The organism is Spirosoma sp. (assembly GCF_048594605.1).
Lineage (GTDB): Bacteria > Bacteroidota > Bacteroidia > Cytophagales > Spirosomataceae > Spirosoma.
The window spans coordinates 1-25,062 of record NZ_JBMDWV010000103.1 but is presented as its reverse complement, the minus strand read 5'-3'; the positions used below and the strand labels follow the sequence as shown (position 1 = coordinate 25,062).

At 48.7% G+C, this 25,062-nt stretch carries 22 protein-coding genes and 1 pseudogene; 11 read left to right on the top strand and 12 right to left on the bottom strand.

The features are described from left to right. Nucleotides 1–8: 8 nt before the first annotated feature. Complete coding sequence (locus ACOJS8_RS05965) at nucleotides 9–761, top strand: hypothetical protein (RefSeq protein WP_420147618.1); 753 nt, start codon at nucleotides 9–11, stop codon at nucleotides 759–761. A 4-nt stretch (nucleotides 762–765) separates the two neighbouring features. Then, entirely contained in the window at nucleotides 766–1,632 is an 867-nt protein-coding gene (locus ACOJS8_RS05960) for a DMT family transporter (RefSeq protein ID WP_420147617.1), read from the top strand. Here the strand turns inward: ACOJS8_RS05960 and ACOJS8_RS05955 are convergent. Both ACOJS8_RS05955 and ACOJS8_RS05950 read right to left on the bottom strand, forming a co-directional pair. Then, on the bottom strand, nucleotides 1,621–2,121 hold the full coding sequence (locus ACOJS8_RS05955; protein ID WP_420147616.1) for a hypothetical protein: 501 nt from the start codon (nucleotides 2,119–2,121) through the stop codon (nucleotides 1,621–1,623). The two genes, ACOJS8_RS05960 and ACOJS8_RS05955, sit on opposite strands and share 12 nt — an antisense overlap. A gap of 86 nt (nucleotides 2,122–2,207) precedes the next feature. Continuing rightward, nucleotides 2,208–3,116: an OmpA family protein gene (locus ACOJS8_RS05950; protein ID WP_420147615.1), complete on the bottom strand. Its 909-nt coding sequence runs from the start codon at nucleotides 3,114–3,116 to the stop codon at nucleotides 2,208–2,210. Between the two features lie 206 nt (nucleotides 3,117–3,322). On the opposite strand from ACOJS8_RS05950, the gene ACOJS8_RS05945 reads away from it, so the two are divergent. From ACOJS8_RS05945 to ACOJS8_RS05930, 4 genes are all read left to right on the top strand, one after another. Further along, nucleotides 3,323–4,405: a hypothetical protein gene (locus ACOJS8_RS05945; protein WP_420147614.1), complete on the top strand. Its 1,083-nt coding sequence runs from the start codon at nucleotides 3,323–3,325 to the stop codon at nucleotides 4,403–4,405. A gap of 301 nt (nucleotides 4,406–4,706) precedes the next feature. Then, complete coding sequence (locus ACOJS8_RS05940) at nucleotides 4,707–5,261, top strand: peroxiredoxin (RefSeq protein ID WP_420147613.1); 555 nt, start codon at nucleotides 4,707–4,709, stop codon at nucleotides 5,259–5,261. A 78-nt stretch (nucleotides 5,262–5,339) separates the two neighbouring features. Further along, entirely contained in the window at nucleotides 5,340–5,927 is a 588-nt protein-coding gene (locus tag ACOJS8_RS05935) for a carboxymuconolactone decarboxylase family protein (protein ID WP_420147612.1), read from the top strand. 180 nt (nucleotides 5,928–6,107) lie between these two features. Beyond that, nucleotides 6,108–7,109, top strand: a complete 1,002-nt coding sequence (locus ACOJS8_RS05930) for a c-type cytochrome (protein WP_420147611.1) — start codon at nucleotides 6,108–6,110, stop codon at nucleotides 7,107–7,109. 213 nt (nucleotides 7,110–7,322) lie between these two features. On the opposite strand, the gene hemH is transcribed toward ACOJS8_RS05930, so the two are convergent. Beyond that, complete coding sequence (hemH, locus tag ACOJS8_RS05925; protein ID WP_420147610.1) at nucleotides 7,323–8,384, bottom strand: ferrochelatase; 1,062 nt, start codon at nucleotides 8,382–8,384, stop codon at nucleotides 7,323–7,325. Nucleotides 8,385–8,512: 128 nt separating this feature from the next. Further along, nucleotides 8,513–9,301 (bottom strand): hypothetical protein, encoded by a 789-nt coding sequence (locus ACOJS8_RS05920; protein WP_420147609.1) that lies wholly within the window; start codon nucleotides 9,299–9,301, stop codon nucleotides 8,513–8,515. Nucleotides 9,302–9,504: 203 nt separating this feature from the next. Between ACOJS8_RS05920 and ACOJS8_RS05915 the strand changes: the two genes are divergently transcribed. Beyond that, nucleotides 9,505–11,454, top strand: a complete 1,950-nt coding sequence (locus ACOJS8_RS05915) for a peptidoglycan DD-metalloendopeptidase family protein (RefSeq protein WP_420147608.1) — start codon at nucleotides 9,505–9,507, stop codon at nucleotides 11,452–11,454. Here ACOJS8_RS05915 and ACOJS8_RS05910 read toward each other — a convergent pair. Together ACOJS8_RS05910 and ACOJS8_RS05905 are read right to left on the bottom strand one after the other, a co-directional pair. Further along, nucleotides 11,449–12,291 (bottom strand): hypothetical protein, encoded by an 843-nt coding sequence (locus tag ACOJS8_RS05910; RefSeq protein ID WP_420147607.1) that lies wholly within the window; start codon nucleotides 12,289–12,291, stop codon nucleotides 11,449–11,451. The genes ACOJS8_RS05915 and ACOJS8_RS05910 overlap by 6 nt on opposite strands. A gap of 50 nt (nucleotides 12,292–12,341) precedes the next feature. Then, on the bottom strand, nucleotides 12,342–13,073 hold the full coding sequence (locus tag ACOJS8_RS05905) for an NUDIX hydrolase (RefSeq protein WP_420147606.1): 732 nt from the start codon (nucleotides 13,071–13,073) through the stop codon (nucleotides 12,342–12,344). A gap of 164 nt (nucleotides 13,074–13,237) precedes the next feature. Between ACOJS8_RS05905 and ACOJS8_RS05900 the strand changes: the two genes are divergently transcribed. Beyond that, complete coding sequence (locus tag ACOJS8_RS05900) at nucleotides 13,238–14,860, top strand: carboxylesterase/lipase family protein (RefSeq protein ID WP_420147605.1); 1,623 nt, start codon at nucleotides 13,238–13,240, stop codon at nucleotides 14,858–14,860. A gap of 91 nt (nucleotides 14,861–14,951) precedes the next feature. Here ACOJS8_RS05900 and ACOJS8_RS05895 read toward each other — a convergent pair whose 3' ends face one another. Together ACOJS8_RS05895 and ACOJS8_RS05890 are read right to left on the bottom strand one after the other, a co-directional pair. Next, nucleotides 14,952–16,238, bottom strand: a complete 1,287-nt coding sequence (locus ACOJS8_RS05895) for an NAD(P)/FAD-dependent oxidoreductase (RefSeq protein WP_420147604.1) — start codon at nucleotides 16,236–16,238, stop codon at nucleotides 14,952–14,954. 164 nt (nucleotides 16,239–16,402) lie between these two features. Then, nucleotides 16,403–17,854 (bottom strand): Gfo/Idh/MocA family oxidoreductase, encoded by a 1,452-nt coding sequence (locus ACOJS8_RS05890; RefSeq protein WP_420147603.1) that lies wholly within the window; start codon nucleotides 17,852–17,854, stop codon nucleotides 16,403–16,405. A gap of 148 nt (nucleotides 17,855–18,002) precedes the next feature. Between ACOJS8_RS05890 and ACOJS8_RS05885 the strand changes: the two genes are divergently transcribed. After that, a complete protein-coding gene (locus ACOJS8_RS05885) occupies nucleotides 18,003–18,596 on the top strand; it encodes a peptidylprolyl isomerase (protein WP_420147602.1) in 594 nt (197 codons plus the stop codon). A gap of 356 nt (nucleotides 18,597–18,952) precedes the next feature. Here the strand turns inward: ACOJS8_RS05885 and ACOJS8_RS05880 are convergent, their stop codons facing one another. Continuing rightward, on the bottom strand, nucleotides 18,953–19,249 hold the full coding sequence (locus ACOJS8_RS05880; protein WP_420147648.1) for an SCP2 sterol-binding domain-containing protein: 297 nt from the start codon (nucleotides 19,247–19,249) through the stop codon (nucleotides 18,953–18,955). 118 nt (nucleotides 19,250–19,367) lie between these two features. Between ACOJS8_RS05880 and ACOJS8_RS05875 the strand changes: the two genes are divergently transcribed. Further along, on the top strand, nucleotides 19,368–19,823 hold the full coding sequence (locus ACOJS8_RS05875; RefSeq protein ID WP_420147601.1) for a hypothetical protein: 456 nt from the start codon (nucleotides 19,368–19,370) through the stop codon (nucleotides 19,821–19,823). 296 nt (nucleotides 19,824–20,119) lie between these two features. Then, on the top strand, nucleotides 20,120–20,575 hold the full coding sequence (locus tag ACOJS8_RS05870; RefSeq protein WP_420147600.1) for a DUF2147 domain-containing protein: 456 nt from the start codon (nucleotides 20,120–20,122) through the stop codon (nucleotides 20,573–20,575). A 3-nt stretch (nucleotides 20,576–20,578) separates the two neighbouring features. On the opposite strand, the gene ACOJS8_RS05865 is transcribed toward ACOJS8_RS05870, so the two are convergent. From ACOJS8_RS05865 to uxuA, 3 genes and pseudogenes are all read right to left on the bottom strand, one after another. Beyond that, the gene (locus ACOJS8_RS05865; protein ID WP_420147599.1) at nucleotides 20,579–21,817 is read right to left on the bottom strand and encodes an alkaline phosphatase family protein; all 1,239 of its coding nucleotides are present in this window, start codon (nucleotides 21,815–21,817) and stop codon (nucleotides 20,579–20,581) included. Nucleotides 21,818–21,832: 15 nt separating this feature from the next. Then, a complete protein-coding gene (locus ACOJS8_RS05860; protein ID WP_420147598.1) occupies nucleotides 21,833–23,941 on the bottom strand; it encodes an alpha-glucuronidase family glycosyl hydrolase in 2,109 nt (702 codons plus the stop codon). A gap of 52 nt (nucleotides 23,942–23,993) precedes the next feature. Next, nucleotides 23,994–25,037: pseudogene (uxuA, locus tag ACOJS8_RS05855) on the bottom strand (mannonate dehydratase); the annotation flags it as partial. Nucleotides 25,038–25,062: the final 25 nt, after the last annotated feature.

Here is a 25,062-nt window from a genome sequence, read left to right as displayed (position 1 = left end):
TTTACTTCATGATCAACATAGTACGAAGTCCACAGGCTCCGCAATCACTGAATAATGAAGGTATAAAAAGCTACTTAGATGAACTTGAAGCTTACAAAGACGATCAACTATTACCTTCAGAACAGCAAACGCTGGTTAAGCCTAAATGTCACGAAGCTTATCGTAACGCAGATCTATTCGAAGCATTTGATAATTGCTTTCTAAAGAAATGCTATCTTACTGAGCAGGCTTATTTTACGTCCTGGTCAATGGATGTAGAGCATTTTATCCCGCAGAATGAGCGCCCTGATTTAAAATACGAGTGGACTAACTTATATCCGGCTTCACATGAAGCCAATATGATGAAGCCACGGAGTACACCTGCTGGTGGCTATCTAGACCCTTGTAATCCTGACGATAATGTTGAGCAAGACTTGCTGTATTTTCTTGACTTTGAAAATGATGCTGTTCATTTTGAGGCAACAGATGGAGCAAATATAAAAGCTGTTAACACAGCTAATCTTTTGCAAAAGCTCCATAACGGATACACATCAGAAACTCGTCGTAAGACAGCCGAGTTGCGGAACGCAATTCACAAAAGATATGTGAAAATTTTAGAGCTGGTTATTAAGTGGCAGAAAGCTCGTGAAGCTGGTGATGTACAAACCAAGTTTGAGACAGAGCGTGTACTCAAGGCTCATCTTTCACGTAGAGCAGCGTTTACTATGATAATGCGTTCACTTGAAGCAGTCAAAGATTTACCTACTGAATTCTTTGATTGAATGCATGAAACAACTCCTACCCGGTCTTCTTTTTGCGGCTCTTTGGGCGTCGGCGTCGGTTGCGACCAAGTTTGGTGTGCAGTCGGTGCATCCGCTTATTCTGGCCAACGTGCGCTTTTTCATCGCCGGGGGCGGCATGCTTTTGTTTGCATATGGTGTTCAGCGGCTGAAAAATGCCTGGCCTACAGCTATCGAATTTCGTCAGCTTGCTATTTTTTCGTTGCTGAACACCACTATTTATTTAGGAGCATTTGTCCTGGCACTGAAGCAGGTGTCGGCGGGTATTGGTAGTTTATCGACAGCTACGAACCCGCTGTTTATTACGTTGCTATCTGCGCTGTGGCTGCGCCGGGTGCCACGCTGGAATGAACTGGGCGGTCTGCTGCTGGGACTGATCGGGGTGGGCATTGCTACGTATCCACTATTGCAAAACAGCTATGCCACCGTCGAAGGGTTACTGATTTTGCTGGTTGGAATGATTTCCATTTCAGCGGCAACGGTCTATTACGCCAGCATCGAGTGGCGGCTACCCAATCTGGTTATTAACGGATGGCAGGTTTTTCTGGGGGCTTTTCAACTGCTGCCCTTTACGTTGCTGTTCGCTGATTTCGATACGTCGCAGTACGATCTGCGCTTCTGGGCATCCGTATTCTGGCTTATCGTACCGGTTTCAGTGGCCGCTTTGCAACTCTGGTTTTATCTCGTCCGGCAAGATGCCATTCGAGCGTCACTGTGGCTTTTCCTCTGCCCGATTTTCGGCTTTGCCTACTCTTATCTGCTTATGGGAGAGCCGATCACTACGTATACGGTGGTGGGCACCGCCCTGGTAATTGGTGGCCTGTGGCTGGGCCGGAAAGTTTCAACGAAATGAACTGGTTGCTGAAGAGTTAACGGCAGCTGGCTTACTATCAGCGAGTTGTTTGGCCTGGTGGGGCCACGTTACCGGGTCATAAATGCGATAGAGCGCGCCAGCGGAGGAGAGGATTTCCCGAATACGTTCGACAGGCGTTTCAGCCAGCTCCGAAAACTTCCGGATTCCGGCCTGGGTCAATAGCTCGGCTACTCTCGGGCCAATGCCTTTGATTTCCACGAATCGGTCTACATGATCAATACCCGGTTTACCACTAGGCTCTTCAATAATGGTCAATTCAATATTCGTACCGTCGGCTTCATTGATGATATCAACGACTTCCGTTCGCGCGCCGTCCATCGAATCGACCGTATCTGACAACTCGGTAATGTAACCAACCGGACTGATAATTACATCAAGGGTTGTGTTCTCATCAACCACGTCACCTGTGTGCTGAGCTTTTAGTTTATCAATAGATGGATTGCTACGTTGCCCTTTCTTCTTTGCCATAGACGCGTTGAGTTAAACAGTAAACTGCCGATGGTTAAATCGATAGCCATTTCTTTAACTCAGCCTATAAACATATTGTTACCGAATTATTCTTTTACAACAATCATCTCCACCCGCCGATTGAGTTTACGGGTAACTTCTGAATTATTGCTGGCAATGGGACGCGTTGGGCCATAACCGCGTGTCGTGATTCGATTGGCGGCAATCCCGTTCTGCACCAGATACGCTTTCACTACGTCTACGCGCTCCTTGGAAAGACGCAAGTTCTGGTCAAAATCACCCTGGTTGTCCGTATGGCCCGACAGTTCAATCTCTGCCGTAGGTTTGCTTTGCATAAAAGCCAGCAATTGCTCCAGAGCCGGCATAGCATCCGGCAGGAGTTCGGACTTGCTCTGAACAAACTGAATGGCCTGTAGCTGGGTCGTTTTCCCAACCGGAGCAACAACCAGCGGGGGAGTATAAACTACTTTCGCGTCGAGGGTTTTGGGGGGCGTAACACGAGCCTGATTCGACGTAGTGGCATTACTGGCCGCAGGCTGCTCCGATATGGGGGACGTAGTAGCCGGAGCTGACACGACCGACGATGTTGCACCAGTCGTGTTGCTGACAGGTTTTGTGCCTGTGCGGTACAGAAGGATGGGCGGCTTGGTCAATCGTTCTACTTTGGGCGACGTAAAGGCCAACGGCTCATCATAACTATCGTAATCAACCGCCTGAATAGTGAGCTGATACGTCTGCTTCGGATCAAGTCTCAGTTGAAACCGGCCATCAGCGCCTGTCAGTTGCTGCGTACGCACCACGCCCTCCTGGTTTTTAGCTATTACGGTGGCACTAACAATGGCTTTTTTCGTTGCGGCATCCTGCACAGTACCTTCTACGAGGGCTACGCCAGCAGTTGGTGTAACGCGCTGCTGAACCTGTCCCCAACTGATTGACGGTATCGAACTACCGAAGGTCAGGAGCCCGGCAATTACTACATAGTTTTTAAACTTCATACTGTAAGAGGCAACGTAAAAAAGTAGCTCAAAAGTACGTCGAAATCCGTAAAAATGAACGTAACCAGAACACCCGAACCCAGGTAACTTAAGCCCGTTTTTTAGGCACCAAATATTAGAGATAAACTATTGAAATTCAGACATTTATAAGACTAAAATATATCGCAAAAAATGAACGAGAAAAGAGGCTTTTTCGTTAATAAAATATGACACAGACAACCAACGTGACGATGCATTCCCCGAACGCTCAGGCACCTGTTGCCCCCTCTACAACGGGCAATGTGCCGCTCGACGACAACTGGCGGAAATCTATTCCGGCGCAGGTGTTTCTGAACCATTTTTTTGCGATGGATTATCATATCCAGCATCAGAATGACCTTTTCGACCTGGCTAAGTTCCCGATCTTTCAACAGTTCTATGGGCGCGTTACGGACGAAAGTCGTAAGGCGCTGGAGAAGTTATTACTAAATAGCTGGAGTGCTGAATATGCGCTACGTATTACGCCCGTTGTGAACGACGAGCAGTATTTACAGAGTTCGCTGCACTGGACATTCCCACAGGCTTATTACAGCGCGTTGTTCAGCGCTCGTGCTTTTCTGGCCGTACAGGGCGTAAATGTCAGCAACGAAGAATTGATTCGTAAGCGGATTGGCAATATGGTGGTGCGGGGTTATTATCCGGCTTCCATTGGCTATTATGCGCTCGGACCAATTAACAATTACCGAATTCAGCGGCTGCCTATGTCCCGGCGATTTAGCGTAGTGGGTAAGAATGACCTTCTGCTTCCCTCGCGCGAAGGGTCTGTACAGGCTGAGCTGGCTCAGTTTCTGAAGACGACCCGCGATCAGCGTGTACGGGCACTACGTAACGCAATTCAGAACAATCCGAAAACGGCGCTACGTAGCCCGAAAACAGGTGAGATTCTACAGAAATTCAGCATTGAGCAGTACAAGCAACTGGCCAAACAAATCGGTTATACGACCTATTTCGATATGCTGAGCCGTTTACGAATCTCGTCAACCAATCGTGAAATTGAGCGTTTTGTTGACTCTGAGATCGATGTTAAGCTTTTTCATCAGAGTTTGGTCAATATTGTTGCTCATGTCAATTCGGTGCACGAAGCCTATATTGCCAAGGCGCTTGGTATGCAGGCCTATCGTCAGCTCGTGGCAAAGCTGCCCTCCTATTTGCAGGAGAGTTTCGTTCGTGAACGTATGAACACGATTATTGCTCCGATGTTGCAGACACCAGAAGCCGATCAGGAACCTTATCTGCGAATGGCGGCTTAATCAGGTATTACGTGATTATTCTATTGAATCCCGGCTTACAGCATCGTAGGTCGGGATTTTTGTTATACATCAATAAAATTATATTTATGATTATTTCAACAAATAGAATTATTCTTTCAGGAATCTTATAAAAGGATTTTATATCTTTATTCTCGTAGGCTATTGATAACCACTATAATGATAAGGTGTCAATAGTTTTTATCTATAAGTTCATTGATAAAAATCATAGAAACACTACGTATAGCTTCCTTAAATTGCACAGAATTAAGATTTACGGTTAAATACAACCTATACAAATTCCATGAAAAATCATATTGTTTCTGTTGGTTCAGAGTTTCCAGAGTTTAAGAAATTAGCTGTCGTCTCGCTCGACAAAGACAAAGAGTTTTACGAAATATCGTCCGAAGATCATAAAAATGCCGGTCAATGGCTGGTTATGTTCTGGTGGCCGAAAGATTTTACGTTCGTTTGTCCTACCGAAATTGCTGAGTTCAACAACCGATTTGAAGATTTCCAGGATCGGGATACGATGGTTATCGGCGCTTCTACGGACAGCGAATTTGTTCACCTGGCCTGGCGCAAAAACCACGATGACCTGCGCGGTCTGAAATTCCCGATGCTGGCCGATACGTCGAAATCGCTGGCAGAAGACCTGGGTATTCTGGAAGCCAACGAGAAAGTTGCTTACCGTGTAACCTACATTGTTGATCCACAAGGCATTGTTCGCTGGGTAAGCGTAAATGATTTGTCGGTTGGACGTAACGTAAACGAAGTTATCCGCGTGTTGGACGCCCTGCAAACCGACGAACTTTGCCCCTGCAACTGGACTAAAGGTGAAGCTACGCTGACGGCTTAGCTCATTTTGAATGATAGAATGACCGGATAGGTTACACACCATAGATTATTCTATCATTCAGTCATTCCAAATTGAATCATGACAACTACACAGAACGAAACCGTTACGTCGCTGCTGAATCTGGTGGGGCTAACTACGGAAGAAACGCATCCGGTGCTGGACGCGCTGGCTCAGACGGAGCATCGGTATCTGCGTGATCTGAAAATCAACGTAGGTAACGTATTGAACAGCAGCCAGACACTGAGCAAAAAGGAAACGTTACTGCTGGCTCTTTCGGTGGCAGTAAACGAAAAATATCAGCCGCTGATCGATTCGCTGACAGAAGCGGCTAAACAGCAAGGTGCTACCGACGTAGAGATTTCCGAAACGATCGCCTGTACGTCGCTTTTGAGCACAAACAACGTATTTTACCGCTTCCGCCACTTCGTCGGCAAAGATTATTACCAGCAAACGCAACCTGGTATTCGCATGAGTATCATGATGAATCCAGCGCTGGGTAAAGAGTTTTTTGAATTAATGAGCCTGGCTGTTTCAGCCGTTAATGGCTGCGAACTTTGCGTTCGGTCGCACGAAGAGAGTGTGCTGAAACACGGGGCCAGCGAAGCCCGCGTTTTCGATGCCATCCGGTTAGCGTCAGTAATGAAAGGTTTTATTACGTTGCTATAACAGCAGGCTGTCTGCTTCCTGAGCAGAAGCACAAAACGATTGCCCATCATGCTTTTTTCAGGCGGTGATGGGCAATTTTGTTACGTACCTCCTGATCCCTAACCGACTATACAATTTTTTGGCAGTTTTTCATTGATTCATGTAATGTTGTAGAAATCCTCTTATTCTACCACAACTATCATGAAAAAACGAACTGGAAAAATTGTAGCAGGCGTCTTTGCTACGTTGATTCTGCTTGTTGGCATCGGCCTGGCTTATGTCAAACTGGCACTGCCTGACGTTGGGCCTCCTCCCGACATAAAAGTTCAGGCAACGGCGGCTCAAATTGAACATGGGAAATACCTGGCAAACCATGTTGCCGTCTGCGTTGATTGCCATTCTACACGCGATATGACAAAAATGTTCGGTCCTATGCTCAGTGGGACTGAAGGCAAAGGAGGAGAGAAATTTTCGCCAGAACAGGGATTTCCGGGTACATTCTACGCCCGCAATATAACGTCGGCAGGTATTGGCAACTGGACCGACGGAGAGATTTACCGGGCCATTACGACCGGAGTTAGCCGCGACGGTCGGGCGCTGTTTCCCGTAATGCCTTATAAGAATTTTGGCCAGATGCATCCTGACGACATCAAGGACATTATCGCTTATCTTCGAAGTTTAAGGCCTATCCCCAATAACATTCCTCCATCGGAGCCCGCTTTTCCGATGAACTTTATTGTGAATACGATCCCGGCTAAAAGTGAACCAGGGCCGAAGCCTGACACCACCGATCAAATCGCTTATGGGAAATACGTAGCAACTTTTGCATCCTGCGGAGAGTGTCACACACCCGTCGACGGGCAGGGCCAGCCATTACCCGGTCTGGAAATGGCGGGAGGCCGGGAATTTCCGATGCCAACCGGCATGGTCCGTTCTATGAACATTACACCGGACCAAAAAACAGGAATTGGCAACTGGACGAAAGCAGCTTTTATTGCCCGTTTTAAGGCGTATGCGGGGCAAATGAACAAGCAGCCAGCCGTACATGAAGGCGAGTTCAATTCAATTATGCCCTGGCTCATGTATGCGGATATGACAGAACAGGACTTGGGAGCCATCTACGATTACCTACGTACACTGAAGCCTGTTGAGCACAAAGTGGAGCGTTTTACCCCGAAAAGCAAATTAGTAGCCAGCCGCTAAAAATGAAGTAAAGAAAAACATTCTGATCATAAAGTCGTTACTTATGCAGAAGGCAAATACAGCTTGATGTAGATTAGCAGGAGTATAGTACGTGCTTATAGACTATGTAACAAATTATATAAATTCTGCAGGCAATTATCCCTAAAAAATCTTCAGTACTGTATCTGCCGTAATGGACAGCCCGCTCCCTTGAAAAAGAAGCGGGCTTTTTTGTTAGGCCGTTTTGACCAGATCAACCAGCGCTTCGATCCAGATCGGGCTATCGTTCAGGCTTTCCACCAGTTGCCAGTGCTGACCGCCTGCCTGCTCAAACAGTTCCTTGTATTCGACGCCAACTTCGATGGTTGTTTCCAGACAATCAGCCACAAAAGCGGGCGAAAACGCCAGTACACTCTTGATACCTTTGCCCGGCAACTCCTTAATTACGTCATCGGTATAGGGCTTGATCCACGGATCGCTACCCAAACGGGACTGAAACGACGTAATATATTTTCCTTCGGGAATACCTAACGCCTTTACTAAAAGCCGCGTTGTTTCGAAACACTGAGCCCGGTAACAATGCTGATTCATGGCATGGAACGTACCGCAACAATCCCCAAACTGGCAGACTGTTTTTGTTACGTCGCCTTTACGAATCTGGCTTTCGGGCAAACCGTGGTAGCTAAATAAAAAGTAATCGAAGTCATGCGAAGCCATGTATTTGCGGGCCGTTTGCGCAAACCCTTCGATGAACTTTGGGTGTTCCAGAAAGCGATTTACGAATCGAATGGCGGGGATGACTTCCCAGGGCTTTACGATTTCCATCACCTTCTGATAAACCGAACCCGTTGAAGCAGAGGCATATTGCGGAAAAAGCGGAACAATCACAATATCCGTCAGGCCCATTCGCTGAAACTCAAGCAGGCCATTTTCTATAGATGGGCTCTGGTAACGCATGGCCAGCTTCACTACGTATGCATCGCCCAGAGCTTTCTGCAAATCGTTCGTAACGACCTCGCCATAATACTTCAGCGGGGAGCCAGTTTCGGTCCAGAGCTGCTTGTAAATTTTAGCCGACTTTGGTGCCCGAAACGGAGCAATGACCCCATTAACGAGAAACGTACGGGAGATAAAAGGGATATCAATTACCCGCCCATCCATCAGAAACTCGCGTAGGTATTTGCGCACATCCGGGACAGATGGGCTGTCGGGCGTACCCAGATTAACCAGTAAAACGCCCGTTTTGCCAACGGTTTTTGGGAGGGTAACAGGTGTTTGTAAAACAGGTGCTTCCATGAAAAGGGAAACAGTGGTTTGAATAAGTTAGTTTAACGCTTCGGGTGCAAAGTTAAGATTGGCTGATGCATTCTGCACGCAGCGAAGTTTAAAACGACAAGCCTACATTGCCAGGGCGTCACTAATGCTTATTTCAGCTGTTGATACCGGCTTAGATCCGTACGGGTAAAATCACTGAATACCTCGCCGGGCAGGCCGGTAAAAACCATGATGTCCGTCAGGTTATGCTTACCACGATCACCTGAGAGCAGAATATTTCCGTAGGGCTGGTAATTGTCCCAGGGGAGCGTGAAGACCGGTTCTTTATCGGACTGTTTAGCGTAATAGGCCCACTGGGTTATCAGATGCGTTTTTTTATCAACCCAAACTTTGTATTTACTCCCGGCATGAATGTTCCCACTTTTGAACGTCATCTGAAGTGTGTTAGCGGGCTTACCGGTCTGAGTGGGTTCATCGCCAAGGTATTTGAGGGCAACCCCAGCATCTTTTAATTTAAACGGCATCAGCAGCCAGTACGCATCATTAATCCATTCACGTTTGCCCTGCTTAACGTACTTGGCAACAGAATCCGGATTTGTCAATTCTTCCCCATTCCGAAAAACACGCCCCATATCATTCGTGGTATTCAGCAACACAGTCTGGTCGTCATGGAGATTGTCAATTCGTACATCGCCCGACCATCTGTCCCAGACAAGCTTTCGAATACCGTCAAAATTCCAGGCGATTAATTTCGTTTCGTCCCAGGCAGCACGCCCACCCATGGCCGCCATCACCGCATCCGCAATTTGTACAGCACGCACGTCGGAGCCAGCTATGTCAAAGCCCGGAATAGCTGGATTTGGGATTTTTCTGGGTTGAGCATAGGCCGACAGGGCACTAAGCCACAAGAGCAGGAAAAACAGTACAATTGCCTTCATATCATGTGCGGGTTTCAGCGACAGAAATAAAACCCTGGAAGGCTGGTTTGGTTTACCATCAACTTTCATTTTCTGCTGTTTTAGAAAGATTACGGTCTGATAATAAGTCTGTATACGGATTTTTCTACCGTTCAGGAACTTATCTGTCGTAGAAACAACGTAGCGTCCTAAATTCAGTTGTTTATTTTTGTTCGACAGGCATCATGACCTATACGCTTCGATTATTCCTATTCGTTGCAAGCCTACTAACATACGGGTTTGTGTTACGGGCACAGCCTATCCCCGCTACCGGCCACTTAGTTGGCGTCAGTCAAAGGCAGCAGCCCTGCTTAAATCCGTCGGAACATGCTGACATTCAGCGTATGCTACAAGCCAGGTTAGCTTTGTTGAACCGAACCAGTTCAACCGCCCGAAAAACCGCTACGCATCCGGTATTCTCCTTTCCGTTACGCTGGTCAAAGTCAACAGCTCCTTACGGGTTCTGGATGATTTCCAATTACGTTGACTTGAACTCCGCTATCGGCCCGAATGACGTCAACCAATATACGACAACGAACACAGATTACAACTGCGGCAACCGTACCTACGATCAGAAAAGTGGCTATCAGCATCAGGGAACCGACATTGCTTTGTGGCCTTTTAACTGGTCGGTGATGGCCGGAGAATACGTAAAAGTGGTAGCCGCTGCGCCGGGCGTTATCATCATGAAAAGTGATGGCAATGATGACCAGAGCTGCGGTTCCTTTGCGAGCGCGACCAGCAACTGGAATGCGGTTTATATACGGCACGATGACGGTTCTGTTACGTGGTACGGTCATCTGAAGAAACAATCGCTAACGACAAAGAACATTGGCGAGCGCGTTGACGAAGGTGAATTTCTGGGTTATGTTGGCAGTTCGGGACGCTCTTCGGGGCCTCATCTGCACTTCGAGGTGTACAACGCAACGGGGAAACTCATTGATCCTTTTCAGGGCGCCTGTAACGCAACCGTTACGAATGCCTGGTGGAAAGAACAGCCTCTTTATAAAGACAAAACAATTAACCGACTCAGTGTCCATTTGACTCAGCCTGTCATGGACGTTTGTCCGGGGTCAGCTAACGTAACCAATGAAATTGCCATAGCCAGGCCAGGACAACGCTTTTATTTTTACGCGTTTGGACGTGAGTTAGAAGCGAAGGATTCTATTCAGTTGCAAACGGTACGTCCTGATGGTCAGATCGCTACGTTTTTCCTGGGTAGATCGACCGTAAATTACAGCACCTTTTACTGGTATACGTACGCAACCATTCCGGCCGATGCGCCGAATGGCCGCTGGCTGTTCCGAACAATTTTTAACGGAAAAGTTTATGAGAAGCCGTTTATCGTTGCTAACGATCTGAAAAATGTGGTTCAGGTTTCTCCTGCTGGCAAAACTACGGTATGTACGGGCGAGAACGTTACGTTAACAGCCAATGTTGATGCGGATCTGTATACATGGCGAAAGGACGGAACCATACTGAACCAGCAAACAAGCAGCAAGATCGTTGCCAGCGAATCGGGTGCATACACGGCAGAACTTAACGGAGCCGTTTCTGATCCAATCAGTATAACGGTGCTTCCAACGAAGCTGGCTAGCGCTTCGCTGACTGGTAATCAGAGTATTTACGAGGGCCAGTCAGCTAAACTTTCAGTGGCTTTCACCGGCGACGGTCCGTGGAATTTTGCTTATCGTGATAGCACAGCGACAGGCATGGGCACCCCGACCACGATTCCGACTACGTCTAATCCTTACACGTTTACGGTAACACCCGCCCAAACCACAGCCTATCTATTGACAAACGTAAATAATGTCTGCGGGAATGGAAACCTGACGAACCGGACAGCCATCATCACGGTATCACCCTTGCTGGGAGTTGACGATCCCACACTGGCCGATGCAGTAGAAGTGTATCCCGTACCTGTCACCAGCACCCTGACGGTACATATAAAAAGACTGCCAGCCAATCAAACGGCTATTTTGGAATTGACCGACTTAACGGGGCAGACTATCGGTCGGTTTGAAACGCATAATGCTACGTTCCCGTTATCGCTGGATCAGCAGCCTCCGGGTAGTTATGTGCTACGTATCCGGGTAGGCGAACGGACGGCCGCCAGACGTATCATAAAGTTATAGATTGCGTTTTCCGTTACGTTTTTGTGCGGATCGCTTTTCCCGCTCCAGCCGTTGATACGTATCGGCAAACGGTTTGCCTTCTGCTATGGCATTAGTAAGGGCCGGAACCCCCGATCGTCCGACCAGCGCCAGCCACCGCGTAACTTCTTCTGCTGATGTTTGATACGCCAGCATCGTGTGTCGATAGTCACCGCCAAAGAAATCGCGGGTGGTTTCCAGATCGGCAAGTTTGAGCATTGAATGTAAGGCATGGGGCATGGGGTTTAGGGTGTTCCGGGGAAGTTGGTATTGGAGCGAGCTGTCGGGCTGCTCCCAGGTTAGCGGGCTGCTGAAACGATAATCGACCATAAGTGCTAATCCTTCGTTGAACCACTGCGGTATTTGCCGCTTGACGCGCCACCAGCCCAACCGGGCAAACAATTCGTCATGACAAAGTTCGTGAGCAATTACGTCGGCGTTATTTCCATCTGGCCCCAGGATTAGGTAGGCGTCTCCCCAGGGAGTTCCGATGCTACAACCAGCTCCTTCGCCACCAGCGCAATATTGCTCATAATCGGCTTGTTTTGGGCAATATATGAGCGTAGCCTGTCCACGGCGATCACCCCAGAAACGGCGAATACGGTCGCGGGCGGTCAGTACGTGGCGACGAAACTGGCGCTGTTGATGCGTTGTTGCCGACTGATTGACATACACATTCGGCAGTCCGGGCAGGGCTTGATATCCGTTGGTATCAGCGATACGCATACACCGCAGCAGCTGCGGGTAAAGCATCAGAAACCCAATCGGCAAAGCAATGAGTGCAGGTAGGACGTAACGAAGAAATACGTTGCCACGCATGAACAGTCAACGAACCAGTTGAGCGGTTTGTTGGCGCAAAACAGGCGAGATTACTTTTCAGAAACAAATCGATACAAGTACGGTGCTTTGTGGGCACCTCCCCCATACTGTTTCTCTAGCCGCTCTAAAATACCCAGACTGAGCATCTTACGCTGAAAAGCGGACCGGTGAAGTTCCTGTCCCAGAATGGTTTCATAAAGACTTTGTAATTCGTTCATGGTAAACGTTTCACCCAGCAGATTGAAACCAATCAGTTTGCGATCCAGATCGGTACGTAGCGTTTCCAACGCTTTCTGAACAATAAACGAATGGTCCAGCATAAGCAGCGGCAAAGTGGTCAGGTCGTACCAGTCGCAACTATCGGATAGTAGGTCGGGGATGGGTACAGCCTTCGTAAAATCGACCAGCGCGTAGTAACTTACAGAAACAAATCGACGTAGTAACCAATGATTAGCAGCAACCTTTATTCCTTTTGCTTCCATAATGGCCTGCATGGGTGCCGGGTCGTGCCGACTTTGATCGCCGAATACGTAAAACTGCTCTAAATAAATGTCTGTCAGGCCAGTACGTTCGGCCAATATGCGTCGGGCCGCATCGTTCAGATTTTCTGTTTCCCGAATAAAACCAGCAGGTAGCACCAGCAGGTTTGTATTGCGATATTCGAGCAGCAGAATTTTTAGCTGATGCTCGTGGAAGCCAAAAATTACGCAGTCGATAGCCAGCCCCGGCATATAGCCGGTCCCATTATGATCAACTTCTATAGAACGTATCGGCAGACTCATGGAATCAAACTGTAAATATTACACAATGAAAATTGGGTAATTACAATGAATATTTTTATTATTGTCGCACTTTGTTACAATAATAAAGAATAAGCGTTAACGTAGTGCTTTTTTATTGAGTAAGCCGTTTGTATTCAACTTGCTTTACCCTTAAATACATTCTCATGAAAATTCTTTTTGCATCGGTGCTGCTGGCTATTCAGCTACCGGCAGCCATCGCTCAGTCGAACCTGCAAGCCAACCCTCCTCAGGCGAAAACCGTCAATGGTACGGTGGAAGGTGTGCTCGAAGCCAGTGGCATTCGTGCCTTCAAGGGCATTCCATTTGCTCAGCCGCCTGTTGGCGATTTACGCTGGAAAGAACCCCAGCCCGTTAAAAACTGGACCGGCGTTCGTAAAACGACAAAATTTGGCCCCCGCGCGATGCAGCGACCTATTTTTGGCGATATGGGATTTCGGTCTGATGGCATGAGTGAAGATTGCCTCTATCTGAACGTATGGACGCCCGCCAAATCGGCAAATGAAAAACTACCCGTGCTGGTGTATTTCTACGGGGGTGGATTCGTAGCCGGTGATGGCTCAGAAGGACGTTACGACGGTGAAAGTATGGCGAAGAAAGGAATCGTAACCCTCACCGTTAACTACCGGCTAACCGTTTTTGGTTTTATGGCCCATCCCGAACTGACCAAAGAATCGCCGAATCATTCGTCGGGTAACTATGGCTATCTGGATCAGAGTGCTGCGCTACGCTGGGTACAGGCAAACATTGCCGCATTTGGTGGCGATCCTAAGCGCGTTACCATTGCCGGTGAGTCGGCGGGCTCGGCTTCGGTAAGTGCCCAGATGGTATCGCCCCTGTCGAGAAATCTGATTGCGGGCGCTATTGGTGAGAGTGGCTCCGTATTGGGAACGCTGCCGCCTACCCCGCTTGCTGAGGGCGAAAAAGCGGGTGAGAAATTTGCGACAATGGTAGGCGCGAACTCGCTGGCCGACCTGCGGGCCATTTCGGCAGAAAAACTGCTCGAAGCCACTGCGAATCCAGGTACGCCCCGGTTTAGCTCGACAGTCGACGGGTATTTTTTCCCAAAACCGCCCAGAGCGATGTATGAAGCTGGTGAGCAGGCGCACGTACCGTTGCTGGTAGGCTGGAACTCGCAGGAAATGGGCTATCAGGCTATGTTAGGAAAAGAACAACCTACTTCAGAAGCATACGCCAACGCCGTTAAAAAAGCCTATGGCGAACGAGCCGATGAGGTTCTGAAGCTGTATGCCGGTTCTACACCCGAAGAAATCGAACAGGCCGCAACGGATTTGGCAGGTGATCGTTTCATAGGCTACAGCACCTGGAAATGGGCAGATGCTCAAAGTAAAACGGGCGGTGGCAAGCCTGTGTACCGCTATTATTATTCGCGTCCACGCCCTGCCATGAATCCCGAAATGGGCAACGTATCGGCTGGACTGGCGGGTGGAGTCGTAAAATCGAATGATGCGACTGCCATCAAAATGCCACCGGCCAAAGGTGCGGTTCACTCAGCGGAAATTGAGTATGCGATGGGCAATCTACCCTACAATAAAGTTTACGCCTGGACGCCGGAAGATTACAAGGTTTCCGAAATTATGCAGAACTACTTTGCCAACTTTATCAAAACTGGTAACCCCAACGGATCGGGCTTACCCAACTGGCCTGCTGTTGGAAATGGATCTGTTCAGTACATGCAGATCGACGTTAACACCCGTGCTGAAACGGAGAAGCATCGGGATCGGTATTTATTCCTCGATAAACAATAAGTCGCTACGTATCAGTTGCTAAAACAGGAATCTCCCGACAGATCGGATCTGTCGGGAGATTCCTGTTTTAGCGGTTATCCTTCCAAGCGGTTCAATCTAACGTAGCGCCAATAATCATTTCGGCCACTTCCCGGCCAGTCTGCATGGCGGCATTGAGTGAAGGATAGGCGGTTTGATCGCCACACTGATACAGATTCTCGCCCAAACGTAACGGTTTACGAATAGCGTCCAGCCCTGCCTGATCGGGTGAATAAGCGGGTAAGGCTTCCGGAATATGGTACGTTCTCAAGTGGCGCCATTGCAACACATCCTCACCAAACCATCCCTTCAATTCCTGCCGGATTTGTTTAATCAGTTCGTCTTCGCTGAATTGCTCCAGGCTTTGCGTACTCACCGAAATAAGATGTTGATTGGCTGGAGCATATTCAGGCGCTACGTCGCTCATAATCGCTACGTTATGCACCGCCGAGCTTCGATGTGTATTCAGCAGTAATAATTTTTCGGCTGGAATTTTAAGCTCCGCAGAAGCGGCAAAATACGTACAGGTTGTATGGTTAAAGGCCCGTTCAGAAGGCGTGGGCTCCCCAAGTAACGTAGCGGCCTGAGCCGCATCAACGGCCAATACGATGGAAGTAGCGTTGATTGTTTCGCCAGTCTCCAGCTCAATCGTATTACCAGCCAATCGCTTAACCCTGCTATTGAGCCGTACCTGGTCGGGTGCCAGGCGGCTGTCCAGTTGTTCCGCTATCGCACCGATTCCACGCGCCGGTATGGCTCCATCATCGGCGAAAAACATTCGAAAACAAAACTCGAAGAAATTGCTCGACGTAGTCAGCTCATCTTCCAGAAAAACTCCGCCGAAAAATGGGCGAAAAAAATGATCGATAATCTGATCTGAGAAACCGAATTCCTGCAGGAATGCCTGCGTAGTGGTGGGCGTCTGGCGAAACAATTCGCTAATAGGCAGGCTCTGCGTTCGACGGATTAGTTCAGCAACTTTCAGCTTGTCGCCCAGCGTACCAACCGGCGATGCCAGTGTCTGAAAAACCGATAATGGCTCCTCGAACGGGTTTATGAACGTTAGCCAGTTATCCTTCTCGCGAATGAGTGCACCTGACCGAAAATAACGAAGATCAAGCGCTGCGTAGTTTAGCAGTTGCTGAGCTTCCGGATAGGCCGTCAGTAGAATCTGAAATCCCCGATCGAGCCGAAATCCATCCATAAAATCGGTACGGACCCGACCTCCTACCCCGTCGGATGCTTCAAGCACCAGTGCGTGAATACCCGCCTGTTTCAGATAAACGGCACAGGTCAGACCAGCAATACCAGCGCCAACAATAACAACAGGCGCACCTACGCCAGACGAATGTGTGGACATACCAGACAAATTAATAGTTGTGGATTAAAGAAAAGTCAGCGTATTGCCAGCAATTCCTTCATTAACGAGCATAAAGCGTTATATGTTAGAGCAGCCCGTCAGCCACTAGTACGTAGTACGTAATTTTCTTTATGAACTGACGACTCGAAGCGATTAAGTATCGACTATAAGGTATATCCTCCGTTATACTGCCGTCTGACAAACTGATTCGCATAATCGTAGTTCGTGATACGCATGTTCTCGCCATCCCATAGCAGTTTTTTACGACCTGTAAACTTGCCATTTTCACGGGCCAGATACGCCCGCGTTGCCAGATTCCCCATCAATACGGTTTCGGTAAGCGGCCCTGCCTGGTCAAAAGAAGAGGATGTATAAGCCCCGTACCCCTGTTTGCATGCTTTAACCCATTGTTGCTGATGACCTTCGGTTTTTCCGTCAACCAGTGGTTTTTCGGGCGTCGGCAGGGCTTTGTCGGCAAATTTACTGCTAGGCAACAGCTTGGGGTTATTTCCAAACAAACCGCCCGTTAGCATCCCTTTCGTACCGACAAACAGGATTCCTCCGTCGATCTCTCGGAAAAGTTCATCGTATTCAACACCCTCGGGCAACTGGGGCCGTATGCCTCCGTCGAACCACGAAAACTTAACCTCCTTCACCTTCTTATCGTCGGACGGGAAGGTCAGATGAATCGCCGATGAGGGCGGACATACATCATCGTAGAAAGCCTCCTGAAAAAAATCGGCGTAGACGGAGCCCACACTGCATTCTACGGATGTCGGGTATTTCAGCTTCAACGCCCGAAAGGGAACGTCCATAAAATGGCATCCCATATCGCCCAGCGCCCCCGTCCCAAAATCCCAGTATCCCCGCCAGCGCGTTGGCATATACGCTTCGTGATAGTCGCGGTAAGGTGCCGTACCGAGCCAGAGCGGCCAGTTTACTTCGGGCGGAACTGGCTGCGATTCGCCTTTATCTTTCGGAGATCTGACGCCCTGGGGCCATACCGGACGGTTTGTCCAGCAATATACCGTGTGCACGTGGCCGATCATTTTTTTCTGAATCGCCGTTTCAATGACCCGCGTCGCATCGCCCGAACTACCCTGATTGCCCATCTGCGTCACAACTTTATACTTCTGCGCAGCCTGCGTCAGCATTCGGGCCTCGTAAATATCGTGGGTTAGTGGTTTCTCAACGTACACGTGCTTTCCCAGTTGCATAGCTGCCATGGCAATGGGGGCGTGCATATGATCGGGGGTACTGATAATAACGGCATCAAAGGTTTTATTGGCCTTGTCGAGCAACTGGCGATAATCCTGAAAATAAGGTGCATTCGGAAACTGAGCGCGGTATTTTTTGGCCTGCCGATCATCGACGTCGCACAAGGCCACTACGTTATCAGAACCGTTATTGTAAGCCAGCCGAATATTAACGTCGGCTTTTCCGCCACAGCCTACAGCCGCTATATTGAGTTTATCGGAGGGTGCAATAACCCGACTGCCATCCGACAGCTTACCGCCCAGCACATGACGCGGCACCAGGAAGAAGTCGCCGACAGATAAGGCTGTAGCGGCAAGGGCGCTACGTTTCAGAAATTTACGACGAGAGGATTTAGTCATTTAATTACAGGATTACGTATCATAAAGTGGGTTCTTACAGAATAAACCCGTTCATTTCCATGTTGGTAAAAGCCACTTAAATTCATGAAAATATTTCAGCAAATTAGCCAATTAATTCAAAAATTTATCCTAAACGTACCAATTATCAATGATGAAGCGGTATCTGTTGACAACCCTAAATCTCTTTCTCTTTTTCTCAATAGCTGGCGCTCAACGGATACGGCTCGATACAGAAGCCGGAACGATTGAACTGGAACTTTACGCCAGTAAAGCCCCCATTACGGTCGCTAATTTTCTGCGTTACGTTGATGACAAACGTTATGATGGCGCTACGTTTTACCGCGTTGTCCGACCGGATAATCAGGCCAATAACCCGATTAAAATTGACGTAATACAGGGCGGATTGCGAAACGATTCGCTACGTGAGCTCCCGCCAATTAGTCAGGAAACGACCCAAAGAAGTGGCCTGAAACATCTCGACGGTACGTTATCGATGGCGAGGGGCAAACCCGGCAGTGGATCATCCGAATTTTTCATTTGCATCAACGACCAGCCTGAACTGGATTTTGGCGGCAAACGTAATCCCGATGGTCAGGGCTTTGCCGCGTTCGGCCGCGTCGTCAAAGGCATGAACGTAGTGCGAAAAATTCAGAAAGGCCAAACAGCGCCATCGGCAAACGCTGCTACGTCGCAAATGCTAAAAAATCCTGTTATGATACGTACCGCCCGACGTATCAGGTAAGTGACCTATTGCTTCGCCAGATAGTTGTAGAAGATGAACAGATGCGGATCGTGTGAGTAAAAATTTTTGACGCTACTGAGCATGCGCGCCGGGTCGTTCGTTTCGTCGAATTGCGGATCAGCCAGCGAATCAATGGCATTGAGCAGAGGACTTTCTTCGTAAACAAAAGACTACGTAGCAGGAACGAAACAAATGGGGCGTAACCAGCCAATGAAGAAGATAATAATCGGAATCAATCCCTATAACAACGTAAGGAAATAAATAACGGATCGTATTTTTCTTTCATCGGGCGTGGCCTCAAAGCTGTCTTTATTCGACAAAGAAAATGCCCTGTAACCAGGGCATTTTCTCTCTGACTATCCCATTATCTGGCCCATTTTCATGGCGATACCCATATCCCCTTTGATTTTGAGCTTACCCGTCATAACCGCCATCATCGGATTTAAATCGCCGGTGCCCATTTTGACAAGATTATCGATAGTTACGTGTAGGTCGCAATCGGCGGGTTTATCGTCGTTGGACACCGTAACCGGCGATTGGGTCGCATCTATGTAGATAACACCCTGATCCGTCACGAGTTTGGCCGTAGCGTCAATATTATCAGCATGCGTAACTTTGGATCGAATTTGTTCGGTTAATTCCTGCAGAGTCATTTTCGTTGTGATTTTGTCGTTAAACGTGAACTTAGCCACGAAAATAAACTTTTTTGAGTAAGCGGGAGGTAACTCGCGCTAGTCTGACAAAAAACGCGGGTGGAAACACGCGCTACGTATGCGGTCCCAATTTTTGACATTACTCTGTATCCTCACCTTTCTCAGTTGTGCCTGGGGATTATCCGACGCGGTTGTATCGCTGGTAAAAGCGGATGCTGTTTCCGAAACGGTTTATGTAAAACGGCGGGCTTCAACGCCTGAGCAACAAAAAGCGGAACCCAAACAGTACTATGAAGATCGTTCGTCGGGCAATGTCCCCTTACCCGAAGATCCACTGGTTGTCCGGCAATTAGCGATTGCCCAGCTCGCCTACTCACTGCTTACCCTTATCGGCGCCGTGTTCATGTTCCGATTGCGCCGGATTGGTTTCTGGATCTATGTAGTCGGAGTCGTGGTAGGGCTGGTATTGCCGGTGACACTGGTAGGCTTTGGGGCCTTGAACGTAGCGTTTGGCGTATTCTTCAGTATGCTGTTTGCTGGCTTATACTGGGTGACTCTCAAAGAAATGCACTGATCAGACAGCGTAAGTGTACTGAATATTTATTTCATCTCTGCTACTGACGCCCACGTAGACTAGGCCAGCTAGTCTATGTTGATTAAACTTTTCCCAAAAAAAATGGTCAATTGACCGGCGCTGTGCGTAGTCCGGCTGATCGTTTCGTGCCAGCTATTTTCAAACCAGCACAATAGCGGTTTCAGAACGTAGCAGAAAAGAGACCCCTGCGATTTTTGGGCTGCGACTCGCCAAAGAGTCCTTTAATTTGTTATACATCAAAACCACAGACCATCTTACTAATGAACCGCTTACCCATGAATACGCTTCGCCTTATTACCTTATCCCTCCTGCTCGTTATGACCTTTGTTTCGGCGGCACCCAAAGCCGACGACCCTGATGCGTTGCTGGGAAAATGGCTCAGTGCGAAAAAGCGCAATCAGGTTCAGATTTATAAACAGGGGAACAAATATCACGGGAAACTGGTGTGGATGCTGGAACCCAATGATCCGGCTACTAACAGGCCCAAAGTGGATAGCCAGAACCCTGACGAGAAACTACGTACACGCCCGTTAATGAACACGACAATCCTGACCAATTTAACCTATAAGGGAAACAACGTCTGGAGCGACGGCGAAATTTATAATCCTGAGGATGGGAAAACCTACAACTGCGACGTCACCCTCAAAGATCCCAACACCATCGATATGCATGGCTACGTAATGGGTATCAGTCTTTTAGGTAGAACCCGCAGCTGGACGCGAGTTAAGTAACCGTTATTGCTCCACAACCCAGCGAGTCAGATGATTATACCGGGCTTCCAGCACAATCTTGAAGAAACCCGCTGGTAGTTTCGATACGTCAATTTGGGCGACTTCTGCCTTAACGGGCACTTCGGCCAACAGCAGGTAGTTATCGCGTTTACCCTCTTCAAAATGGTTGGTCGTTGACAGCCACACTTTCACCGTTCCCTCTGGCTCTACCGACTTCCAGTTCAGGTTTATTTTATGTCCTTCTTTTTTCACAACAGGATCAGTAATTGACAGCTTACCCGTCAGAGGAATTCCATCTAATTCAAAAGCCTGCTCTTTCGGAATGGTTAGCTGTAAATGACGAGCCATTGTCGGCATAATGTCAACAATTCCGGGCGTATTTTTCCGGAATCGACTATTCAGATCGCTGGCGTTCGTAACGATCCACGTACTACGTTCCCGATCCGATTGGCCGCCGTGATTTTTACCCGTATCGGCGCTACGTCCATGATCGGTAGTGATGAACAGTTGCCAGTCTTCGCCAAAAGTTTTCTGGCGATACTGAATCGCTTTCCACAAGCGTCCCATCTGATCGTCCATCATCTGAATGGATTTATAATACGTATCGCTATCGCCGTACTTATGCCCCATATCATCGGTATATTCCAGATAAACCCACGTCAGATCAGGGCTTTCGTTCCGAACGTACTGAGCCGCTTCATCGACCACTTTTTCGTCAATCCTGTGGATGTGTCCGGCGTCTTTATCGTGCGGAAAAAGCAACGTATCGAGTTCAAGACCATCAAATGAATAGTCGATACGCAGGTGGTTCGTTTCGGCTAGATCTTCACCAATCAACTTTGTACGGTTGTCGAGCCAGGTGGAGAAAACCGCGCTTTTCTTGTGAGGATACTGGCTTTCAAAAAAGCGGAAGATCGTCCAGTAATGATAATTAGGCGCTTTAATGTCGTTGTCCCAAACGTTGTGTTTGTTTACCCAAGTGCTGGTTAACAGGCTATTATAACCAACCGCCGAAATAGTTGGCGTTTGCGAATACGTTTTTCGTTCTCCGCCTACATAAGCGCGGGCGTAGCCTCCTTCTTTAGCAATTGCTTTCAGGTTAGGCGTAGCCAGTTTTTCAATAACGTCGGCCGGAATCCCATCGACAATCACAAACAACGCTTTTTTGGGTTTAGCCTGTCCCCAACTGGCTTGTCCGTAAATCAGACATCCAGCAATAACCAACAATAGTTTCAATTGCATACTCGACCACTACGTTTAGCGCAGGCGGTAAATATCGGCTAAGCGTTTCACATCCTCCAAAGTACGCTCTGGTTTTTTGAAGGGAGCCGGAATAGGTTGCCGGGCGAACGGCTGAAGATAAAGCAGCCATGCATCGCGCCACCAGATGGCCTCTTTGTGTTGCGTAGCCAGCCGACCCGTTACGTTCGCAAAGAGTTCAGGATCAATTGATGGCTTCACCTGTGCCCATTGCTGTTGCATCCAGCCGACTGAATCAGCACCCGTGTAGAAATGCGTACAAAGTTCATCCCATAAGGTACGGCCTGTACTCAGTTTTTTCATCCACGGTACGTGGTGAAACCAAAGCAGGTATGGCAGCGGGCAGGTTTCTGCGTTCTCCCATTGCTGACGAACTTCGGGTCGGTACTGCGCTAGTGCGTTGCTACCCGTAGCGGTCCGATCGAAACCAAGCCCGGTTGAATCGGCACGGTGGTAATAAACGGCTGTCCAATCGGGTCGTGAGCTCTGATTTTGCCAGGGTTCGGGCGCGAAGTGAGCACCCGTCCAGGGGCGCGATAATCCTAACGGCGTGTTGTACTGGACATAAATATTCCGCGACTTAAGCATTATATCCGCAATGGTATTTACGGCTTTCGTTTCTTTTGTCAGCGTCATAGTGATCCACTCGCGGGCAATCGTTTCCGACGATAAGGTATGATCCCACGCCAGTCGGCCAAAGGCGTACCAGTTAGCCTGCGCCATCGGATGGCCCGTCCAGCTCCGATCGGAACCCGTATTGGCAACCCCCGCAATGGCCGTTAATTGATAACCGTGCAGACTACCATCAATCACCCTGGCTACGGTCGATCCTTTTCCCGCTACGTACGTATCAGTTTCCAGACATTCTTTGAATAAGGGCGCTTCGTAAACCCAATGCGTCGCAAAACCCATGTATTCCTGTGTGATCTGAAACTCCATTGCCAACGGTGTTTTCGGCATGTTTCCGAACAAAGGCGAAAACGGTTCACGCGGCTGAAAATCAATCGGTCCGTTTTTTACCTGTACGATCACTTTCTTGTTGAATTTGCCGTCCAGATGCTTGAATTCTTCGTAAGCAGCTTTGAACCGGTCAGCTTTGGGATCGGCTTTATAGACAAAGGCCCGCCACAGCACAATGCCATCGTAAGGCGCCAGCGCTTCGGCCAGCATATTCGCACCATCGGCGTGGTCGCGTCCGTAATCCTGCGGACCGGGTTCGCCTTCCGAATTGGCTTTCACCAGAAAACCACCAAAATCAGGAATGGCTTTGTAAATCTCTTTCGTTTTATCAGCCCACCATTTCTTTACGTCCGGATCGAGGGGATCGGCCGTTTTCAATCCACCAATGGTTTTGGGAGCCGGGAAATACACGGATAAATAAACCCGAATGCCATACGGTCGGAAGACGTTGGCCAGGGCCGCTACTTTCTCCAGATACTCAGCCGTCAGAAACCGAGCACTGGCGTTTACGTTGTTGATAACCGTACCGTTAATACCGAGTGATGCGTTGGCGCGGGCATAATCTTTGTACCGTGGGTCAATAGTTTCGGGCAATTCGAACCACTTCCAGAGCGATTCGCCTGCGTAACCCCGTTCGATGGTGCCGTTCGTATTGTCCCAGTGATTGAGCATTCGGTACCGAATTTTGGGGCTACTCGACAAGGCAATTCGCTCAACAGGCTGGGCTGTCTGCAATTGACGTAGTAAGGCGAACGTACCATACAAAACACCTGCATCCGTTTTACTGGTTATGGTGATATTGGTGGAGCGATTCGTAATGGCATATCCTTCTTCATTCGGCTGTGCTACGTTCTTGTTGACAGTCAGCACAATACCGCCCGATCGGCTTCCGGCAGTAGCGATGATCGGTACGGTTTTGCCAAGCAACCCCCGCAATCCAGTCTGCAATTCTTCGGCTGCGCTTTTTAAAACCAGACTATTCGCGTTTACGGCAATGAACTGTGCGGAACGAGCGTATGCATCTCGTTTTGCTACGTCCCTGATCAGGTCGTACTTAAGCCACAATCGATAGCCATCATCCGCGTAGCCGTACGTAACGCTTAACAAAAGAATGAACAGGAATCTGCTACGTTTCAGAAAATTCATTTGACCACACCTTTTAGACAGTTGACCGCATCGCTACGCCAACCAAGTCGATTTACTGGATTTGCTCCGCTAATGAACGACGAATACCCAGTTCCAGTCCTCGTAATTCAGCCAATCCGCGCAATCGACCAATAGCCGAGTAGCCCGGATACGTCTTTTTATGCAGATCGTCGAGCATCTGGTGGCCGTGGTCAGGACGCATCGGAATAGCCGTTACGCCAACGCCCGTTTTTTCCCGTCGTTTCTGCTCCAGCACAATCGCCTTGACAACAGCATACATATCGACATCGCCTGCCAAATGATCCGCTTCGTGAAAATTACCAGGCCGTCCCGGCGTTTCAACGTTTTCCCGTTTCGTGGTTCGCAAATGGATGAAGTGAATCCGTTCGCCGAATCGCTCAATCATACCTGGCAAATCGTTGTCGGAGCGAATGCCCAGGGATCCGGTACAGAACGTAATACCATTAGCCACTACGCTGCTGGCCGCCATCAGTTGCGCCAGATCGGCTTCTGTGCTTACCACTCTAGGGAGTCCTAGCAGTGGATACGGCGGATCATCGGGATGAATGCACAGATTAACGCCTGCTTCCTGCGCTACCGGAGCCACTTCCTGAACAAAAAAATACAGATTCTGCCGCAGCTCGGCATCGCCAATTATCTTGTATTCGTCGAGCAGGCTCTGGAACGTAGTGAGCGAAAAAGCTTCTTCCGAACCCGGCAAACCAAGCAACACAATATTCGACAGCGTTTCAATTTGCTCCGGCGTCATCTGACTAAATTTCTGTCGGGCGGATTGACTAATTTCCGGTTCATAGTCGGCCTCGGCATTCGGACGTTTCAGAATGCACAGATCAAATACGGCGAAATCTTCCAAGACAAACCGAAGCGCCCGCGATCCGTCGGGCATTTCATAATTCAGATTCGTGCGCGACCAATCGAGCACCGGCATAAAATTGTAGCAGACCGTTCGGATACCACAAGCAGCCAGATTACGAATCGATTGTTTGTAGTTTTCAATATACGTAGCGCGGTTTGGCCGACCTTTTTTAATGTCTTCGTGTACGGGTAAACTTTCTACTACGGCCCAGTGCAACGGCTAATATGTCTGATTGCCCGCTTCC

Excerpts from the sequence above, each read along its gene's own strand:
- ACOJS8_RS05945 (WP_420147614.1), top strand. The coding sequence starts at position 3,323 with ATGACACAGACAACCAACGTGACGATGCATTCCCCGAACGCTCAGGCA.
- ACOJS8_RS05920 (WP_420147609.1), bottom strand. The coding sequence starts at position 9,301 with ATGAAGGCAATTGTACTGTTTTTCCTGCTCTTGTGGCTTAGTGCCCTG.
- ACOJS8_RS05870 (WP_420147600.1), top strand. The coding sequence starts at position 20,120 with ATGAATACGCTTCGCCTTATTACCTTATCCCTCCTGCTCGTTATGACC.
- ACOJS8_RS05880 (WP_420147648.1), bottom strand. The coding sequence starts at position 19,249 with ATGACTCTGCAGGAATTAACCGAACAAATTCGATCCAAAGTTACGCAT.
- ACOJS8_RS05890 (WP_420147603.1), bottom strand. The coding sequence starts at position 17,854 with ATGACTAAATCCTCTCGTCGTAAATTTCTGAAACGTAGCGCCCTTGCC.
- ACOJS8_RS05905 (WP_420147606.1), bottom strand. The coding sequence starts at position 13,073 with ATGAGTCTGCCGATACGTTCTATAGAAGTTGATCATAATGGGACCGGC.
- ACOJS8_RS05935 (WP_420147612.1), top strand. The coding sequence starts at position 5,340 with ATGACAACTACACAGAACGAAACCGTTACGTCGCTGCTGAATCTGGTG.
- ACOJS8_RS05930 (WP_420147611.1), top strand. The coding sequence starts at position 6,108 with ATGAAAAAACGAACTGGAAAAATTGTAGCAGGCGTCTTTGCTACGTTG.
- ACOJS8_RS05950 (WP_420147615.1), bottom strand. The coding sequence starts at position 3,116 with ATGAAGTTTAAAAACTATGTAGTAATTGCCGGGCTCCTGACCTTCGGT.
- hemH (WP_420147610.1), bottom strand. The coding sequence starts at position 8,384 with ATGGAAGCACCTGTTTTACAAACACCTGTTACCCTCCCAAAAACCGTT.
- ACOJS8_RS05895 (WP_420147604.1), bottom strand. The coding sequence starts at position 16,238 with ATGTCCACACATTCGTCTGGCGTAGGTGCGCCTGTTGTTATTGTTGGC.
- ACOJS8_RS05940 (WP_420147613.1), top strand. The coding sequence starts at position 4,707 with ATGAAAAATCATATTGTTTCTGTTGGTTCAGAGTTTCCAGAGTTTAAG.
- ACOJS8_RS05875 (WP_420147601.1), top strand. The coding sequence starts at position 19,368 with ATGCGGTCCCAATTTTTGACATTACTCTGTATCCTCACCTTTCTCAGT.
- ACOJS8_RS05955 (WP_420147616.1), bottom strand. The coding sequence starts at position 2,121 with ATGGCAAAGAAGAAAGGGCAACGTAGCAATCCATCTATTGATAAACTA.
- ACOJS8_RS05965 (WP_420147618.1), top strand. The coding sequence starts at position 9 with ATGATCAACATAGTACGAAGTCCACAGGCTCCGCAATCACTGAATAAT.
- ACOJS8_RS05860 (WP_420147598.1), bottom strand. The coding sequence starts at position 23,941 with ATGAATTTTCTGAAACGTAGCAGATTCCTGTTCATTCTTTTGTTAAGC.
- ACOJS8_RS05885 (WP_420147602.1), top strand. The coding sequence starts at position 18,003 with ATGATGAAGCGGTATCTGTTGACAACCCTAAATCTCTTTCTCTTTTTC.
- ACOJS8_RS05910 (WP_420147607.1), bottom strand. The coding sequence starts at position 12,291 with ATGCGTGGCAACGTATTTCTTCGTTACGTCCTACCTGCACTCATTGCT.
- ACOJS8_RS05915 (WP_420147608.1), top strand. The coding sequence starts at position 9,505 with ATGACCTATACGCTTCGATTATTCCTATTCGTTGCAAGCCTACTAACA.
- ACOJS8_RS05865 (WP_420147599.1), bottom strand. The coding sequence starts at position 21,817 with ATGCAATTGAAACTATTGTTGGTTATTGCTGGATGTCTGATTTACGGA.
- ACOJS8_RS05960 (WP_420147617.1), top strand. The coding sequence starts at position 766 with ATGAAACAACTCCTACCCGGTCTTCTTTTTGCGGCTCTTTGGGCGTCG.
- ACOJS8_RS05900 (WP_420147605.1), top strand. The coding sequence starts at position 13,238 with ATGAAAATTCTTTTTGCATCGGTGCTGCTGGCTATTCAGCTACCGGCA.